The sequence below is a fragment of the Allobosea sp. NPDC055594 genome, from assembly GCF_053618995.1.
This window is the reverse complement of sequence record NZ_JBSHIO010000001.1, coordinates 415294-431627: the sequence shown is the minus strand read 5'-3', so window position 1 is coordinate 431627 and position 16334 is coordinate 415294. Positions and strand designations below refer to the sequence as shown.

The 16334-nt window shown below is 67.2% G+C and carries 12 protein-coding genes; 9 read left to right on the top strand and 3 right to left on the bottom strand.

Annotated features, from left to right (window positions below):
- Positions 1-58: 58 nt before the first annotated feature.
- On the bottom strand, positions 59-1861 hold the full coding sequence (recJ, locus tag ACWGRX_RS02010; RefSeq protein WP_452116212.1) for a single-stranded-DNA-specific exonuclease RecJ: 1803 nt from the start codon (positions 1859-1861) through the stop codon (positions 59-61).
- Positions 1862-1919: 58 nt separating this feature from the next.
- Complete coding sequence (locus ACWGRX_RS02005) at positions 1920-3359, bottom strand: DHA2 family efflux MFS transporter permease subunit (protein ID WP_452116211.1); 1440 nt, start codon at positions 3357-3359, stop codon at positions 1920-1922.
- A 293-nt stretch (positions 3360-3652) separates the two neighbouring features.
- On the opposite strand from ACWGRX_RS02005, the gene ACWGRX_RS02000 reads away from it, so the two are divergent.
- The 9 genes from ACWGRX_RS02000 to hspQ all read left to right on the top strand — a co-directional run bounded on the left by ACWGRX_RS02000 (position 3653) and on the right by hspQ (position 14758).
- The gene (locus ACWGRX_RS02000; protein WP_452116210.1) at positions 3653-3982 is read left to right on the top strand and encodes a hypothetical protein; all 330 of its coding nucleotides are present in this window, start codon (positions 3653-3655) and stop codon (positions 3980-3982) included.
- Between the two features lie 164 nt (positions 3983-4146).
- Complete coding sequence (gene guaB, locus ACWGRX_RS01995; RefSeq protein WP_452116209.1) at positions 4147-5640, top strand: IMP dehydrogenase; 1494 nt, start codon at positions 4147-4149, stop codon at positions 5638-5640.
- 49 nt (positions 5641-5689) lie between these two features.
- Positions 5690-6100, top strand: a complete 411-nt coding sequence (locus tag ACWGRX_RS01990; protein ID WP_452116208.1) for an MAPEG family protein — start codon at positions 5690-5692, stop codon at positions 6098-6100.
- A 226-nt stretch (positions 6101-6326) separates the two neighbouring features.
- Entirely contained in the window at positions 6327-7586 is a 1260-nt protein-coding gene (locus tag ACWGRX_RS01985) for an efflux RND transporter periplasmic adaptor subunit (protein WP_452116207.1), read from the top strand.
- Entirely contained in the window at positions 7586-10726 is a 3141-nt protein-coding gene (locus ACWGRX_RS01980) for an efflux RND transporter permease subunit (protein ID WP_452116206.1), read from the top strand. The genes ACWGRX_RS01985 and ACWGRX_RS01980 overlap by 1 nt, the downstream gene beginning before the upstream one ends.
- A 269-nt stretch (positions 10727-10995) precedes the next feature.
- Positions 10996-11838, top strand: coding sequence for a DUF2865 domain-containing protein (locus ACWGRX_RS01975; RefSeq protein WP_452116205.1), 843 nt, complete (start codon positions 10996-10998; stop codon positions 11836-11838).
- A gap of 157 nt (positions 11839-11995) precedes the next feature.
- The gene (locus ACWGRX_RS01970; protein WP_452116204.1) at positions 11996-13090 is read left to right on the top strand and encodes a DUF2865 domain-containing protein; all 1095 of its coding nucleotides are present in this window, start codon (positions 11996-11998) and stop codon (positions 13088-13090) included.
- Positions 13091-13257: 167 nt separating this feature from the next.
- On the top strand, positions 13258-14307 hold the full coding sequence (locus ACWGRX_RS01965; RefSeq protein WP_452116203.1) for an HpcH/HpaI aldolase/citrate lyase family protein: 1050 nt from the start codon (positions 13258-13260) through the stop codon (positions 14305-14307).
- 121 nt (positions 14308-14428) lie between these two features.
- Positions 14429-14758 (top strand): heat shock protein HspQ, encoded by a 330-nt coding sequence (gene hspQ / locus ACWGRX_RS01960; protein ID WP_291641856.1) that lies wholly within the window; start codon positions 14429-14431, stop codon positions 14756-14758.
- A 177-nt stretch (positions 14759-14935) separates the two neighbouring features.
- Here the strand turns inward: hspQ and hflX are convergent, their stop codons facing one another.
- Positions 14936-16333 (bottom strand): GTPase HflX, encoded by a 1398-nt coding sequence (gene hflX / locus ACWGRX_RS01955; RefSeq protein WP_452116202.1) that lies wholly within the window; start codon positions 16331-16333, stop codon positions 14936-14938.
- Position 16334: the final 1 nt, after the last annotated feature.

The following is a 16334-nucleotide window of genomic DNA, read 5'->3' as shown; positions in this document are numbered from 1 at the left end:
AGCTATAGTCACCCTGCCGCGGTTGGGCAAGCCCGGTTTTCGGATTTCTGTCGACGGCTCACAACGGCTTCGCCAGATCGAGCACGCGCAGCTCCGCCTTCTCCGAACCGCCCCAGCGATTCAGGGTCAGCGTCGCGGCGAGGTGGACCTGCTCGCCGCGCGCCGCCAGCAGCGCCTGGCCGAGCGGCTCCTGCGCCGCCCGGAAGGCAACGCCGCCGATGCTGGCGCCGTCGCCGGCGCGCAATCTGACCCGCAAATGCCCGCCGCTGCCGATCTCGACGACATCGGCCAGCCGATGCGCCGGCAGCACGAAGACCGGCTCGGGGCAGCCGGAGCCGAAGGGGCCGGCGCGGTCGATCTCGGCGAGCAGGCGGGGATTCGCACCGCCCGCGCTGATCGCCGCATCGACCAGCAGCGCCTCGGATTCGCGCGAGGCGGCGACATTGGCCGCGAGCTCTGCGCTCATGAAGGCGATGAAGGGCGCCTCCTGGCCGGGTGCCAGAGTGATTCCCGCCGCCATGGCATGGCCACCGCCCTTGATCGCGAGCCCGGCCTCGACCGCCCGGCGCACGGCGGCGCCAAGATCGACGCCGGGGACGGAGCGGCCGGAGCCGGTCGCGCCGCCATCGGGATGGCGCGCCAGGGCGAAGGCAGGACGTCGGAAGCGCTCCTTGAGCCGGGCGGCGATCAGCCCGACCACGCCCGGATGCCAGTCGGCCGAGCCGACCAGCAGAACCGGATGCTCGGCCGCGTCGCCAAGCCGATGCTCGACCTCGGCCACCGCCTCCTCGACGGCGGCACGCTCGATCTCCTGGCGCTCCTGGTTCAGCCGGTTGAGCTCGGCGGCGATGCTGCGTGCCTCGACCTCGTCATCGGTCGTCAGCAGGCGGGCGCCGAGGCCGGCATCGCCGATCCGCCCGCCGGCATTGATGCGCGGGCCGAGCAGGAAGCCGAGATGCCAGGGCTGGGCCGGGCCATCGAGCCCGGCGGCGTCGAGCAGCGCCGCGAGACCGGGCCGCTGGCGCAGCCTCAGAATGGCGATGCCCTGGCGCACGAAAGCACGATTGAGGCCGATCAACGGCACCACGTCGGCGACGGTCGCGAGCCCGACGAGATCGAGCATCGCCAGAAGATCGGGCTCCCCGCCCCGACCCGACCAATGCCCGTGCCGGCGCAGTTCGCGTGCGGTCGCGACCAGCGTCAGGAAGACCACGCCGGCGGCGCAGAGATGGCCGAGGCCGGAGAGATCGTCCTGCCGGTTCGGATTGACGATCGCGGCCGCCGCCGGCAGCTGCTCCGGCGCCTGATGGTGGTCGAGCACGACGACATCGAGGCCGAGCCTCGCGGCCTCGCGCAGCGGTTCATGGCTGGTCGTGCCGCAATCGACCGTGACGAGGAGCGTCGCGCCCTCCCCGGCCAGCATGGCGATCGCCTCGCTGTTCGGGCCATAGCCTTCGATCAGCCGGTCGGGAATGTGCACGCGCGGGCGGGCCCCGGCCTGCTTGAGGAAGATCGCGAGCAGGGCCGCCGAGCAGGCGCCGTCGACGTCGTAGTCGCCGAAGATCGCGACCTTCTCGGCCCGCAGCGCCGCCTGCGCCAGCCTTTGAGCAGCCGGTTCCATGTCGAGCAGCACGGAAGGGTCCGGCAGCAGATCGCGCAGCTTCGGTTCGAGATAACGCAGGGCCTCGCTGGCGGCGACGCCGCGCCCGGCCAGGATGCGCGCCACGGCGTCGGGGACGCCTTCGACCTGCGCCAGGGCTTCGGCCCGCGCCAGCCCTGCAAGGTCGAGCCGATCACGCCAGGGGCGTCCGAGCGCCGAGCGCTCCACGCCGAGAAAGGCGCGTTGGGAAAGGGAAGTCATCCGCCACCGGTCGCCCGGCGAGGCGCCTTCGTCAACGGGGCGCGATGCCGCCCGCGCGTCATTCCAGCGGTTTCTGGTCGGCGATCGCCTGCGCCGTCGCCTTGCGGGCGCTGACAGGTGCATGTCCTGAGACCTCGGCGCCGGCATCGGGCTTGAGCCGCGCCATCCACAGCGCCGAGGAGGCCGCGATCAGCCCGACGAGCACGAAGGCCGGCCAGAAATCGGCGGCGCCGAGCGACTGCCCACCATTGACGAGATTGGCCGTTTCCAGTGCGAAGGCGCCGATGGTGACGCCGAGGCTCAGCGATAATTGCTGCGCGACGCTCGACAGGCTGGTGGCGCTCGACATGTCGCGGTTCGAGATATCGGCATAGCTCAGCGCATTGATGCCGGTGAATTGAAGCGAACGGAAGCAGCCGCCGATCAGGAGCACGCAGAGCATCAGCCAATGCGGCGTCGCCGGCGTGAACAGGCCGGAGGCTGCGAGGAAGGCGGCGCCGATCAGAGCGTTGAAGGTCAGCACACGGCGGAAGCCGAATCGCTGCAGGATCGTCTTCGCCAGGGTCTTCATGATCAGCGCGCCGGCCGCCGAGGCGAAGGTGATCAGGCCCGATTGCAGCGCGTTGAGGCCGAAGCCGAGCTGTAGCATCAGCGGCAGCAGGAACGGGATCGCGCCGATGCCGATGCGGAAGATCGAGCCGCCGATCACACCGGTATTATAGGTCGGGATCCGCAGCAGCCCGAGATTGAGCACTGGATGGGGGGTGCGCCGGGCGTGGAACCAGTAGGCCAGCAATGCCAGCGCGCCGAACGCGACGCAGGCATAGGAGACACTCTCCGGCACGAGATGGCGCCCGCCGGTCACCAGGCCGAGCATCAGGGCGGCGAAGCCGGTCGAGGACAGCAGGAAGCCCTTGATGTCCAGCGGCGCCACGTCCTCCTCGCGGATATCCTCGAAGAACTTCGTCGCCAGCACGATACCGAGCAGGCCGATCGGCAGGTTGATGAAGAAAATCCAGCGCCAGTCGAAATAGGTGGTGATGAAACCGCCCAGCACGGGGCCGACCACGGGACCGACCAGCGCCGGTACGGTCAGATAGGCGAGCGCGCTGACCAGTTGCGATTTCTCGACGCTGCGCAGGATGACGAGGCGGCCGACCGGCACCATCATCGCCCCGCCCATGCCCTGCAGGAAGCGGGCTCCGACGAAAGCGCCGAGCGAGTTCGAGAGCGCGCAGAGCACCGAGCCGAGCATGAACACGCCGAGCGCCGAACGGAAGATCGTGCGAGCGCCGAACCTGTCGGCCATCCAGCCCGAGATCGGGATGAAGACCGCGAGGCTGACCAGATAGGAGGTGACCGCCAGCTTGAGGGCGATCGGGTCCTCGCCGAGCGATTGCGCGATGACCGGCAGCGAGGTGGCGATCACCGTCGAGTCGGTGTTCTCCATGAACAGCGCACAGGCGACGATCAGAGGCAGGAGCTTGGCACGCTGCACGGGCGGACTTTCTGGCGAGCTGCGCGTCAGCCTTAATCCGCGATCCGCCCTATGACGAGAGTGTAGGGGCAAGAATCGCTGGCTTGCGCGAGTTGCGCCTGCCGCATGACGAATCCATCCACCGCCCGCAAGCTGACTGCGAGGCAGTCGCAAGCCTTGGCACGGAGACGTGATGGCAAGCTGGCCATGCGTTCGATGCAGGTCAAAGACGGGCGCGCGTCCCTATGTGAAGTCTGGGGCGAAGATCTTCACATTCGAGATCGGAAGGGCCGGCGCGCCGGCGAAGGTGTCCCATGTCTAGTCAAGTGCAGCATTCTTACCGCCTGGCGCCAGTCGGCGTGCCTGTTCGCGCCGCCGCCTTCGCCATCCTCGCCGGCTTCGCCTTCCTCGGCCTCGGCTCCACCGCCGCGAGCGCCCAGTCGAACAGCTGGGAACGCGCTTGCGCCGAACGCATGGTCTCACCCGGCTCCGGCGATGCGCTACGCGCCTATAACTGCGCCCGCCAGAAGGAATGCCAGGCGATGGCGAATGCCAAGGGCGCGATGATGATGGAGCGCGGCTGCTTCTTTGTCAGCCCCTCGACGGCCGAGGCTGGACCTTCGCGCCCAGGCCAGCAGCAATAGCCGACTCGTGGTTGGGCGCGCCTCGCGGGTGCGCCCAACACAACTTTCCGCCGCCAGCCCCTAGCGGCTTCGTCTCCCGCGTGATAACGGGCCTCGTCAACTCGGCCATGGGCGCCCTGCCCGGCCACGAACTAGCGCCGGCCCGTCCGGCCCCGGAGTTGACGATGGCAACGATCACCGACGGCCTTATTCGCGACGGCCTGACCTTCGACGACGTCCTGCTCGAGCCGGGCCCCTCGGAGGTCATGCCGGCCGATGTCGACGTCTCGACCAAGCTGACCAAGACGATCTCGCTGAACCTGCCGATCATCGCCTCCGCCATGGATACGGTGACCGAGGCCGGCATGGCGATCGCCATGGCGCAGGCCGGCGGGCTTGGCGTGGTACACCGCAATCTCGATCCCGAGCTGCAGGCCGCGCAGGTCAAGCTGGTGAAGAAGTTCGAGTCGGGCATGATCGCCAACCCGATCACCATCTTCCCGGACGAGACGCTGGGCGATGCTCTCGCCATCATGAAGCACAACTCGATCTCGGGCATCCCGGTGGTCGAGCGCGGCCCGCAGGGTCATAAGGGCCGCCTCGTCGGCATCCTGACCAATCGCGACGTCCGCTTCGCAGCCAATCCCGAGCAGCCGGTCTCCGAGCTGATGACCAAGGATCGGCTGATCACGGTGCGCGAGGGTGTCGGCCAGGATGAGGCCCGCCGCCTGCTCCATCAGTTCCGCATCGAAAAGCTGCTCGTCGTCGACGACCATTTCCGCTGCATCGGCCTGATCACCGTCAAGGACATGGAGAAGCAGGTCGCGCATCCCAACTCCGCCAAGGACACGCATGGCCGCCTGCTGGTGGCGGCAGCGACGACCACCGGCGACAGCGGCTTCGAGCGCTCGGAGATGCTGATCGACGCGGGCGTCGACATCATCGTCGTCGACACCGCCCATGGCCACTCCGCCAAGGTGCTGGAAGCCGTGACGCGGGTGAAGAAGCTCTCCAACGCCGTCCAGATCATCGCCGGTAACATCGCCACCGCCGGCGGCGCCCAGGCCCTGATCGATGCCGGCGCGGACGCGATCAAGGTCGGCATCGGCCCGGGCTCGATCTGCACCACCCGCATCGTCGCCGGCGTCGGCGTGCCGCAGCTGACCGCGATCATGGATGCCGCTTCCGCCGCCAGCAAGGCCGGCATTCCGGTGATCGCCGACGGCGGTATCAAATACTCCGGCGATCTCGCCAAGGCGCTCGCCGCCGGCGCCTCCTGCGCCATGGTCGGCTCGCTGCTTGCCGGCACCGACGAGACGCCGGGCGAGACTTTCCTCTACCAGGGCCGCTCCTACAAATCCTATCGCGGCATGGGCTCGGTCGGCGCGATGGCGCGCGGCTCGGCCGATCGCTATTTCCAGCAGGACATCAAGGACTCGCTGAAGCTGGTGCCGGAGGGCATCGAGGGCCAGGTCGCCTATAAGGGCCCCGTCGCCAACGTTCTGCATCAGCTTGCCGGCGGCTTGCGGGCGGCGATGGGCTATGTCGGTGGGCGAAACCTCGAGGACTACCGCACCAAGGCCCGCTTCATCCGCATCACCAGCGCCGGCCTGCGCGAAAGCCATGTCCACGATGTCACCATCGTGCGCGAGAGCCCGAACTATCCGACCCGCTCGTGAAGAACCTGTTTTGACGCGCACCCGCATCAGCATCTTCACGAGATAGGCCATGACGCTGAAACTGATCTACCCCGCGCTCGCTCAGGTCTTCTGGACCTTCGTCGTGCTGGCGATCATGTTTCTGCGTCGCAAGAAGGCCTTCGCCAATCGCGAGGTCAGGATGGCGGACGTCGCCGTCTCGACCGAGCGCTATCCGGAGCCGGCCCGGCTCGCCGCCGCGAATTTCAGCAACCAGTTCGAGACGCCGGTGCTGTTCTTCGCGCTGGTGCTGATCGCGATCCATGTCGGCGCAACCGGCTATGTCATGGCGGCCCTGGCCTGGGCCTTCGTGGCGACGCGGATCGTGCACACATTGATCCACACCGGTGGCAACGACCTGCGCCGGCGCGCCCTCGTCTTCGCCGCCGGCGTCGCCTGCCTGTTCTTGATGTGGATAGGTGTCGTCGTCGCGATACTGTGAACGGAAATCGTCGTCACCCGCTATCCTTGGATGAGCGACGCGGCGCAAGGTATTCGTCGTCCGTGTCACATTGTCGCGACGTGCCGCGATAAGCCGCAACAATGCGTGATGCCGGCTTGCGCCGGAAAACGACCCTCTGCATGCTCGATTTCGGCGGCGGCGATGGTTGGTGGGGTGGCGGTTCCGTAAGGTTCCGCTCGGCCGCTCGCATGGCGCAAGGCTCTTCATGGCAAGGCTGTCTCTCGGGCGTTTGGCCCTGTTTTCGGCGGCAGGCATCCTCGCTGTCGGCGCCGCTCTGCACTATACCGGCCGCCCCATCCCCTGGCCGCTCGACCAGATTCCCTATGGCAAGCTGATCTCGACACAGGCGAAGCCCCCTGCACCGGTCGCCGCCGTGCCGGGCGGGCGCGGCTCCGGCAGCCGTCCGGCGGTGACGGTCGTCACTGCCAAGGCCGAACGCCGGGCGATGCCGGTCCGCCTCGATGCGATCGGCACCGTCCAGGCGATCTCGTCGGTCAATGTCCGCTCGCGCGTCGATACGCAGATCACAGAGGTGGCCTTCAAGGATGGCGGCTACGTCAAGAAGGGCGACGTGCTCTTCCGGCTCGATTCGCGCCTGGCCGAGGCGCTGATCAAGCAATCGGAAGCCGGTGTCGCCAAGGACCGCGCCTCGCTCGCCTCAGCCGAGACTGATCTCAGGCGCGCCGAGGAACTGGCCAAGCGCGATTTCGCCACCGATCAGCGCCTCGATACCGCGCGCACCCAGGTCGCGACCCTGAAGGCGGCCATTCGCGGCGGCGAGGCTGCGGTCGAGGCGCTCAAGGTCCAGCTCAGCTACTACACCATCCTCGCCCCCGTCTCCGGCCGCATCGGCGCCGCCGGGCTGAAGGAAGGCAACATCGCCAAGACCGGCGACAATTCGACCGTACTGGTGACGATCAACCAGATCGACCCGATCTATGTCAGCTTCGCCGTCGCCCAGCGCCACCTCCCGGATATCCGCACCGCGATGGCGGCGGGGACCGCCGTCGTGCAGGCGACGCAACATGGCGTTTCGAAAAGCGTCGAGGGCACGATCGCGGTCATCGACAACCTGGTCGACGCGACGACCGGCACGATCCAGATCCGGGCCTCCTTCGAAAACGCCGACGAAACCCTCTGGCCCGGCGCGCTCTGCCAGGTCCGCGTGACGCTGCGTGTCGACCCCGACGCCGTCACCGTACCGCGGGAAGCGATCCAGACCGGGCAGAACGGCTCCTTCGTCTTCGTCGTCGAAGACGGCGTCGCCCGGGCCCGGACGGTCGCCGTCGACCGCACGGTCGATGATCGTGTCGTGATCGCCTCCGGCCTCGTTGGCGACGAGACGGTCGTCGTCGACGGCCAACTCCTGCTGACCGAAGGGGCCCGCACCGTCGAGCGCAAGCGTGATCGCGGCGGCCAGAGTCCACCGCCGAACCAGACTTCGCAGCGCGGGAGCGCCGGCTGATGAACCTGCCCGAGCTCTGCATCCGTCGCCCGGTCATGACCACGCTGGTCATGGCGACGTTCCTGATCTTCGGGCTCTTCGCCTTCAAGCAATTGCCGGTCGCGGCCCTGCCCCGCGTCGACTTCCCGACGATCAATGTCAGCGCCCGCCTGCCCGGCGCCAGCCCGGAGACGATGGCTTCGTCGATCGCCGCCCCGCTGGAGCGCGAATTCGCCTCGATCTCCGGCATCACCTCGATGTCCTCGGTCTCGCAGCTCGGCTCGACCTCGATCACCCTGCAATTCGACCTCAACCGCAACATCGACGGCGCCGCGCTCGATGTGCAGGCAGCGCTCAGCGCCACGACGCGGCGCCTGCCGCCCGAGCTCCCTGCCCCGCCGAGCTTCAGGAAGGTCAATCCGGCCGACCAGCCGGTGCTGTTCATGGTGCTGACCTCGGCGACCAAGCCGCTCTACGAGGTGCATGAGTTCGGCGAGAACGTGCTGCAGCAGCAGATCGCGCAATTGCCGGGCGTCGCCCAGGTCAACATCTTCGGCGCGCAGAAATACGCGGTGCGCATCCTGGTCAACCCGGATGCCGTCTCGGCGCGCGGGCTCTCGCTCGCCGATGTCCGAAACGCCGTCTCGGCCGCCAACTCGAACTCCCCGGTCGGCACGCTGAACGGCATCAACCAGCGCCTGACCCTGGGAGCCACCGGCCAGCTCGAACGCGCCGCCGAATACGGCAACCTGATCATCTCGCAGAAGAACGGCATTCCGATCCGGCTCAGCGACGTCGCCCAGACCTTCGACTCCGTCGAGAACAACCAGACCGCGAGCTGGTACAATGGCGAGCGCTCGATCATCCTCGCCGTCTACCGCCAGTCCGATGCCAACACCGTCGAGGTCGTCGACAGCATCAAGGATCGGCTCGCCGCCTACCGCGCCCAGCTACCCGCCGCGATGAATCTGGCGGTACTGAACGACCGCTCGATCCCGATCCGCGAGGCGGTCGAGGATGTCGAGGTCTCGCTGATGATCGCCATCGTGCTGGTGATCATGGTGATCTTCCTGTTCCTGAAGAGCCTGACCGCCACGCTGATCCCGACGCTGGCGCTGCCGATCTCGCTGATCGGCACCTTCGCGATCATGTATGCGCTCGGCTACTCGCTCGACAACATCTCGCTGCTCGCGCTGACGCTCGCCGTCGGCTTCGTCGTCGACGACGCGATCGTCATGCTGGAGAACATCATCCGGCATATCGAGATGGGCAAGAAGCCGTTCCAGGCAGCGCTCGACGGCTCGCGCGAGATCGGCTTCACGATTCTCTCGATCACCATCTCGCTGGTGGCAGTCTTCATCCCGGTCTTCTTCATGGGCGGCGTGGTCGGCAAGGTCTTCGCCGAATTCGCCGGCACGATCGCCGCGGCGATCATCGTCTCCGGCTTCGTCTCGCTGACGCTGACGCCGATGCTCTGCGCCCGCTTCCTCAAGGCGCATGACCAGCACAAGAAGCCGAACCTGCTCGACCGCACCTTCGAAGCCGGCTTCCAGGGCATGCTGTCAGCCTATCGCTGGACACTGGACCATGTGCTGAAGGCCCGCTTCCTGATGCTGCTGTTCACGCTCGGCACGGTCTATGTCTCGGTCCAGCTCTATATCGACATCCCCAAGGGCTTCTTTCCGATCGAGGATACCGGCCTGCTGCGCGGCGCGACCGAGGGTCCGCCGGACACCTCCTTCGAGGCGATGGCGGAGCGCCAGACCCGTGTCGCCGAGATCGTCCGGGCCGATCCGGCGGTCGACTACCTGACCTCGAATATCGGTGGCTTCAACGCCACCAACAATGGCTTCATGTTCATCGCGTTGAAGCCCAAATCAGAGCGCGACAAGCCCGATGTGGTGATCGCGCGGCTGCGCCGTGCCACCGCCGAAGTGCCCGGCATGACGGCGGTGTTCCAGCAGGTCCAGAACATCAATCTCAACGCCGGACGCTCTTCGCGCGCCCAATATCTCTATTCGCTGCAGGGGCCTGACCTCGCGGCGCTGTTCAATTACGCGCCGCTGATGCAGCAGCGGCTCGCCCAGATTCCGCAACTGCGCGATGCTAATATCGACCTGCAATTACGTAACCCGCAGCTCTCGATCGACATCGACCGCGAACGCGCCGCCAGCCTCGGCATCTCCAGCGACCAGATCCGCCAGGCGCTCGGCAATGCCTTCGGCTCGCGCCAGATCGCCACGATCTTCACGCCCGCGACCGACTACCAGGTGATCATGGAGGCGAACCGCGCCTATCAGCAGGATCCGGGCGTGCTCTCGCGGCTCCTGCTCAAGACCGCGAACGGCCAGAACGTCCCGCTGGAAACCGTGGCGACGATCAAGCCAAGCGTCGGTCCGCTCGCGGTCAATCGGATCTCGCAGCAGCCGGCGGTGACGATCTCCTTCAACACGGCGCCCGGCGTCTCGCTCGGCGACGCCGTCAACGCGATCCGCGCCGCCGAGCGCGACGTGAACCTCCCCGCTTCGATCGTCACCAGCTTCGCCGGCTCGGCCCAGCTCTTCCAGGATGCGTTGAAGGGCCAGGGCCTGCTGATCTTCGCGGCGATCCTGGTGATCTACATCATCCTCGGCATCCTCTACGAGAGCTTCATCCACCCGATCACGATCCTCTCCGGGTTGCCTTCGGCCGGCCTCGGCGCCCTGCTCGCGCTGCAGTACTTTCGCATGGACCTGTCGGTGATCGCGATCATCGGCATCCTGATGCTGGTCGGCATCGTCAAGAAGAACGCGATCATGATGGTCGACTTCGCGATCGAGCGCCGCCGCCATGGCGACGATGCGCTCTCGGCGATCCGCGAAGCCGCGCTGGTGCGCTTCCGGCCGATCATGATGACGAGTTTCGCCGCGATCTTCGGCGTGCTGCCGATCGCGCTGGGCGCCGGCGCCGGCGCCGAACTGCGCCAGCCGCTCGGCATCGCTGTGGTCGGCGGCCTCCTAGTTTCGCAGCTCCTGACGCTCTACATCACGCCGGTGATCTATTTCTACCTCGACAAGGTCGACAGCTGGATCGCCGGGCGCGGCCGCGGCGAGCCCGACGAAACGCCGGTCGAGGCTGCACCGGTCGCCGTCCCGCAGGCCCTGCATCGCGCCGAGCGCTGATCGCGATCCGTTAAGGATCCGCCGCGCCTGCGGGCCGATCCTTCAAATTTTCGAGAATTTTTTCGAGCATTCTGAACAGCGCCCGGCCTACCGCTCACCACATGACGAGCTTCGTGGGGGAGCGCAGGGACATGCCGGGCGTTGGGGAAGGGATGGCAGAGCGGCCTCGCGCCGCTGGCCCCGGCGCAGGCAAGCATTCCGCCGGCTATCGGCCCCGGCTCTCTCATGGCTCTGCTCTCCTCGCCGCCGCCATCGGCGCCGGCGCCCTGTTGGCGGCCTCCTCATTCGTACGCGCCGAGGACGATGCCGGAATCCGGGCCTTCCACCGGGCCGAAGCGACCAGATGGGCCGGCCGGCCGGCCGCGACCTCTGCCCCGGCGCCTCTCTGGTTCGCCCGCCCGCCCCTCGCCATGCGGAATGAAGGGCGTCTCGGCCAGCCTGCCCGTCCCAAGCCGCGGCTGGCAGCACCTCACGATCGCGGCTCCTTTGCCGGCATGGGCAGTGCCGGCCGTACGGTCTGCGTGCGCCTTTGCGACGGCTTCCATGCCCCGCTCGGTCATGCCCGCTCACAGGCCGATTTCCGGGCCCAGGAAGCCTTGTGCGAGGCGCAGAACCCCGGTGTTCCCGTCAAGCTCTTCCGACTGCAGGCGGGCGCTGCGACGGTCGATCGTGCCATCGCCGGCGACGGCACCCGCTATGCCGCGCTGCCGAACGCCTATGCCTATGAGAAGAAGGCCGATCCGGTCTGCCGGCCGGCGATTGCCGGTGCCGGCGAACGGCGCGTCTCGCTGCTGCGCGACATCACCCTGCGTCCCGGTGACTCCATCGTCCTCGACGGCAAGGTCGCGACCTTCACGGGCGCCTCGGCCTTTCCCTACGAGGCCGGCGACTTCGAGGATTTTCGCCAGGCCGGCAAGCTCGGCTCTGCCACGAAGCGGATGATCGACGAGACCGTCGGCATCAGCCAAGCCGAGGCGCGCCAGAAACTCCTGCGCCAGAGCCTTCAGGTGCGCGAAGCGCCGCGCGAGCTTGCCAGCGTGGCCGAGCTTCGCGGCATGCTCGATTCTGACGCCCGCATAGCCGTGCCACTGCGGGAGACGATCCTGCGCTGAGGCGCGTGCGGGTCACCTCCCGAGTTCTGCGGCGGGCGCGGCGTTAAGCATCGCGCCCGTTTGCCGTTGCGGCCGCCGGTGATTGAATACTAACAAAAAGTAAATTATGGCTCGTTTGCGGCGGACAGCTGAACCAGCGAGCGATGGAGTGATCGCGGTGTTTCGTGTCCGTAATATCGATTCGATTGCTCCCAAGGCAGCCATCGCTCTCGCTTCGACCTCTGCTGCGGCAGGCCGGGCCGGCAGCGGGCGCAAGCTGATGCGCCTGGCGGCGATGACCGGGTTTGGCCTTGCCTTGGGCGCCGGCGGCATGGTGCTGACCGTCACCTTGGTCCAGGCCGAGGACGACGCCGGAATCAGGGCCTTTCATCGACAGGAGGCCGCGGCCCGGCAGGCCCGGTACCAGGCTGCGCCGCGAGCGGTCTATGCCTCCGCGCGGGCCTATGCCCCCGAGCGCAATCTCTGGACCCTGCCGCTCTGGCAGGCTCGTCCCGACGGCGTGATCGCGCATCCGAAGGTCGAGCTGAACCCGTTCATGCGGCGTGAAGCCGCGCCGAAGCGCGCGGCCGCCCGACAACCGGCGATCCGCTTTGACACCGTCTCGGGCGCCGCCGACATGACGCGCACCATCTGCGTGCGCCTGTGCGACGGCTTCCACGCGCCGATCGGCTATCTCCGGAGCCAGGGCGATCTGAAGGCGCATGAGGCACTTTGCCAGGCCAATAATCCCGGCATTCCGGTCAAGGTCTTCAAGGTCGCCGCAGGGGCCGCGACCATCGACGGCGCGGTCGCCTCGGACGGCAGGACCTATCGCGCTCTGCCGGTCGCTTATGGCTATGAGCAATCCTCGGACCCAGCCTGCCGCCCTGCCATCGTCAACCCCGGCGAACGCCGCGTCTCCCTGCTGCGCGACATTACCTTGCGTCCCGGCGACAGCGTCGTTCTCGACGGCAAGGTGCGAACCTTCGCCGGCTCGACCAAGTGGCCCTATACCGCCTCCGATTTCCGCGACTTCCGCGACTCGTCCGATCTCAACGCGCGGCAGCGGCGCGAGATCGATGCAAGAGTAGGTATCTCGCATCGCGAGGCCGAACTGCGCAGTTTCCAGCGCCGGATTCGTGTACGGGAGGCTAGCCTGCAGGATCCGAGCTTCGCCAGCGACGCTCCCATGCTCCGCGGCGGGCTCGGACCGCGCGACCGCGTGGGCCCTGCGCCGAGGATCGTGCTCGAGACACCTTTCACCCGGAATTGATCTGGGACCTCGGCGCCCGACCAAGGGGCGTCGAATAGGATTATTATCCTGATCATTGCAATAAGAAAATAGTCCCAGGCAATTTTACCTAGATCCCCATCCCAAAGCCCAGTGGACGCCGCCAGCATGCTCGGCCACATTCGCTGCAGCGCAGCATGGAGCCGAGCATGAGCACGAAGACGCCCCGCCAGTTCTACCGCCCCCTGGCGATCGGTGCGCCGGAGCCCTATCGGGAGCCGCCGCTGCGCCTGGAGCGGATGATCCATTTCGTCCCGCCCCATCTCGAAAAGGTGCGGGCCAAGGTTCCCGAGCTCGCCGGCCAGGTCGATATCGTGCTCGGCAATCTCGAGGATGCGATTCCGGTCGAGGCCAAGCAGGCCGCCCGGGACGGCTTCATCGAACTGGCCAAGGCCACCGATTTCGGCGCCACCGGTCTCTGGACCCGCGTCAACGCCCTGAACTCGCCCTGGTTCCTCGATGACATTGCCGCCATCATGAGCGAGATCGGCGGCAAGCTCGACGTCGTCATGGTGCCGAAGGTCGAGGGCCCCTGGGATATCCACTTCGTCGACCAGCTGCTGGCGCAATACGAGGCGCGGCACGCCCTGCGAAAGCCGGTGCTGATCCACGCCATCCTGGAGACGGCCGAGGGCGTCAAGAATGTCGATGCGATCGCCACGGCCTCCCCGCGCATGCATGGCATGAGCCTCGGCCCGGCCGATCTCGCTGCCTCGCGTGCGATGAAGACGACACGTGTCGGCGGCGGCCACCCTGAATACAAGGTGATCGCCGATCCCCAGGCCAATGGCGGGCCCCGAGCCGTAGCCCAGCAGGATCTCTGGCACTACACGCTGGCGAAGATGGTCGACGCCTGCGCCTCAGCTGGCCTGAAGCCGTTCTACGGCCCGTTCGGCGATTTCTCGGACACCGCCGCCTGCGAGGCACAATTCCGCAATGCCTTCCTGCTCGGCTGCTCCGGCGCCTGGACGCTGCATCCCTCCCAGATCGAGATCGCCAAGCGGGTCTTCAGCCCGGACCCGGACGAGGTCGCCTTCGCCCGCCGCATCCTGGACGCCATGCCGGATGGCTCCGGCGCTGTGATGATCGACGGCAAGATGCAGGACGACGCCACCTGGAAGCAGGCCAAGGTCATCGTCGATCTGGCGCGGCAGGTCGCGGGGCGCGATCCGGCGCTCGCAGCCCGCTACGGCTTGTGACGCGAAGTCGTGACCGCGACGGAGATTGACCTGACGGCGAGCTAATCCTAGGTCAGGCTTGGGTCGGCGACGCATTCTGGCGGGGTGAAACCCCGCCATATCAAAAACAGATCGAAGAAGCATGGAAGCAAGAACTGCGAAATTCCGCATCGGACAGGTGGTACGTCATCGCGTTTACCCGTTCCGCGGCGTAATCTTCGATGTCGATCCGGTCTTTTCCAATTCCGAGGAGTGGTGGCTCGCAATCCCAGAGAATCTGCGCCCGTCCAAGGATCAACCCTTCTACCATCTGTTCGCCGAGAACGAGGAGACCGAATACGTCGCCTATGTCTCCGAACAGAACCTGGTCAGTGACGAGACGGGACAGCCGATCCGCCATCCCCAGGCGCGCGAATTCTTCCGGCGCGACCGAAAGGGGCGCTATCGCCTCGACAAGGCCGAGCTGAACTAGGCCGGCTTCCAGCGTTCGGGCGAAGCGAACCTGCCGACCGAAACCTCGCTCCGGGGAAGCCGCGATGCGGCGCAGCTCCGGAATTCATCGCAGAGCACTGAGGTCTGTGATGGCTTCCGGCGCTCCCTTTTGCAGCGCGGCCGGAATGATGATGGCGCGCGTTGCTCGGACGCTGCCCTATCGCTCCGGCTCAGCCTCCGGGAAACGCGCCGCGAAGGCCCCTTCCCGCTCGGGCGGCAGCCGCACCAGCAGGCTCAACGCGCCGTCCTCACCGTCGCTGCGCGCCAGAATCTCGCCGTTGGCATGCAGCCAGGCCAGCGATTTTCCGTCGCCCGGCGCGAGCACCAGCCGGTAGACCGGGCGGCTCCGCGCGATCCTGGCCTCGATCGCATCGGTCAGGCGCGTCATCCCCTCGCCGGTCAGGGCCGAGACCAGGACGGGCCGGGAAGCCTCCGGCCTCAGCCCGGCAAGCGCCGCCTGACGTTCGCGCTCGCCCTCGCCGAGCAGATCGGCCTTGTTCCAGACTTCGATCACGCGCTGGCCGTCATCGGGGTCGATGCCGAGATCGCGCAGGATCGCCCGCACATCCGCGGCCTGGGCCTGCGTGTCCTCATGCGAGACGTCGCGGACATGCAGCAGCACATCCGCCTCGATCGCATCCTCCAAGGTCGCGCGGAAGGCGGCGACGAGCTGGGTCGGCAGATCCGAGATGAAGCCGACCGTGTCGGAGAGCAGGATCTTGGCGCCATGCGGCAGCTTCAGCGCCCGCGCCGTCGGATCGAGCGTGGCGAACAGCATGTCCTGCGCCAGGACCTCGGCCGAGGTCAGGCGGTTGAACAATGTCGACTTGCCGGCATTGGTGTAGCCGACGAGCGCAACGATCGGATAAGGCACGCGCTTGCGGCTGGCGCGATGCAGTGAGCGTGTGCGCTTCACTGTCTCGAGGTCGCGCTCGATCTTGGTCATCCGCTCCTGGATGACCCGCCTGTCGGCCTCGATCTGGGTTTCACCGGGGCCGCCGAGGAAGCCGAAGCCGCCGCGCTGGCGCTCGAGATGGGTCCAGGACCGCACGAGCCGGCTCTTCTGATAATTGAGATGCGCGAGCTCGACCTGCAGCGTGCCTTCACGCGTACGGGCGCGCCGGCCGAAGATCTCGAGGATCAGGCCGGTCCGGTCGATGACCTTGCAGCCGAAGGCCTTTTCGAGATTGCGCTGCTGCACCGGCGAGAGGGCGCAGTCCATCACGACGAGCCCGATCTCCTCGAGCTTCACCCGTTCCGCCAGCTCCTCGACCTTGCCCTTGCCGAGATAGGTCGCGGGCCGCAGCGCGCTCAGCATGACCTGGATCGCCTCGACCACCTGCAGGTCGATCGCGCCGGCGAGGCCTATCGCCTCGTCGAGGCGTGCCGCATGACTGCGCTGGTTCTCGTCAGCCGCGCCGGCCCGGCCCGGAAGGGAGCGGGCCGGATAGGGGCCGACGACGAAGGCGCGGGTATCGGCCGCAATGGCGTGCTCCGCCGCATCGATCGGCTTGGCGATCGACGCGTCGGAATCACTCCCGGCCTTTCCGGCCATG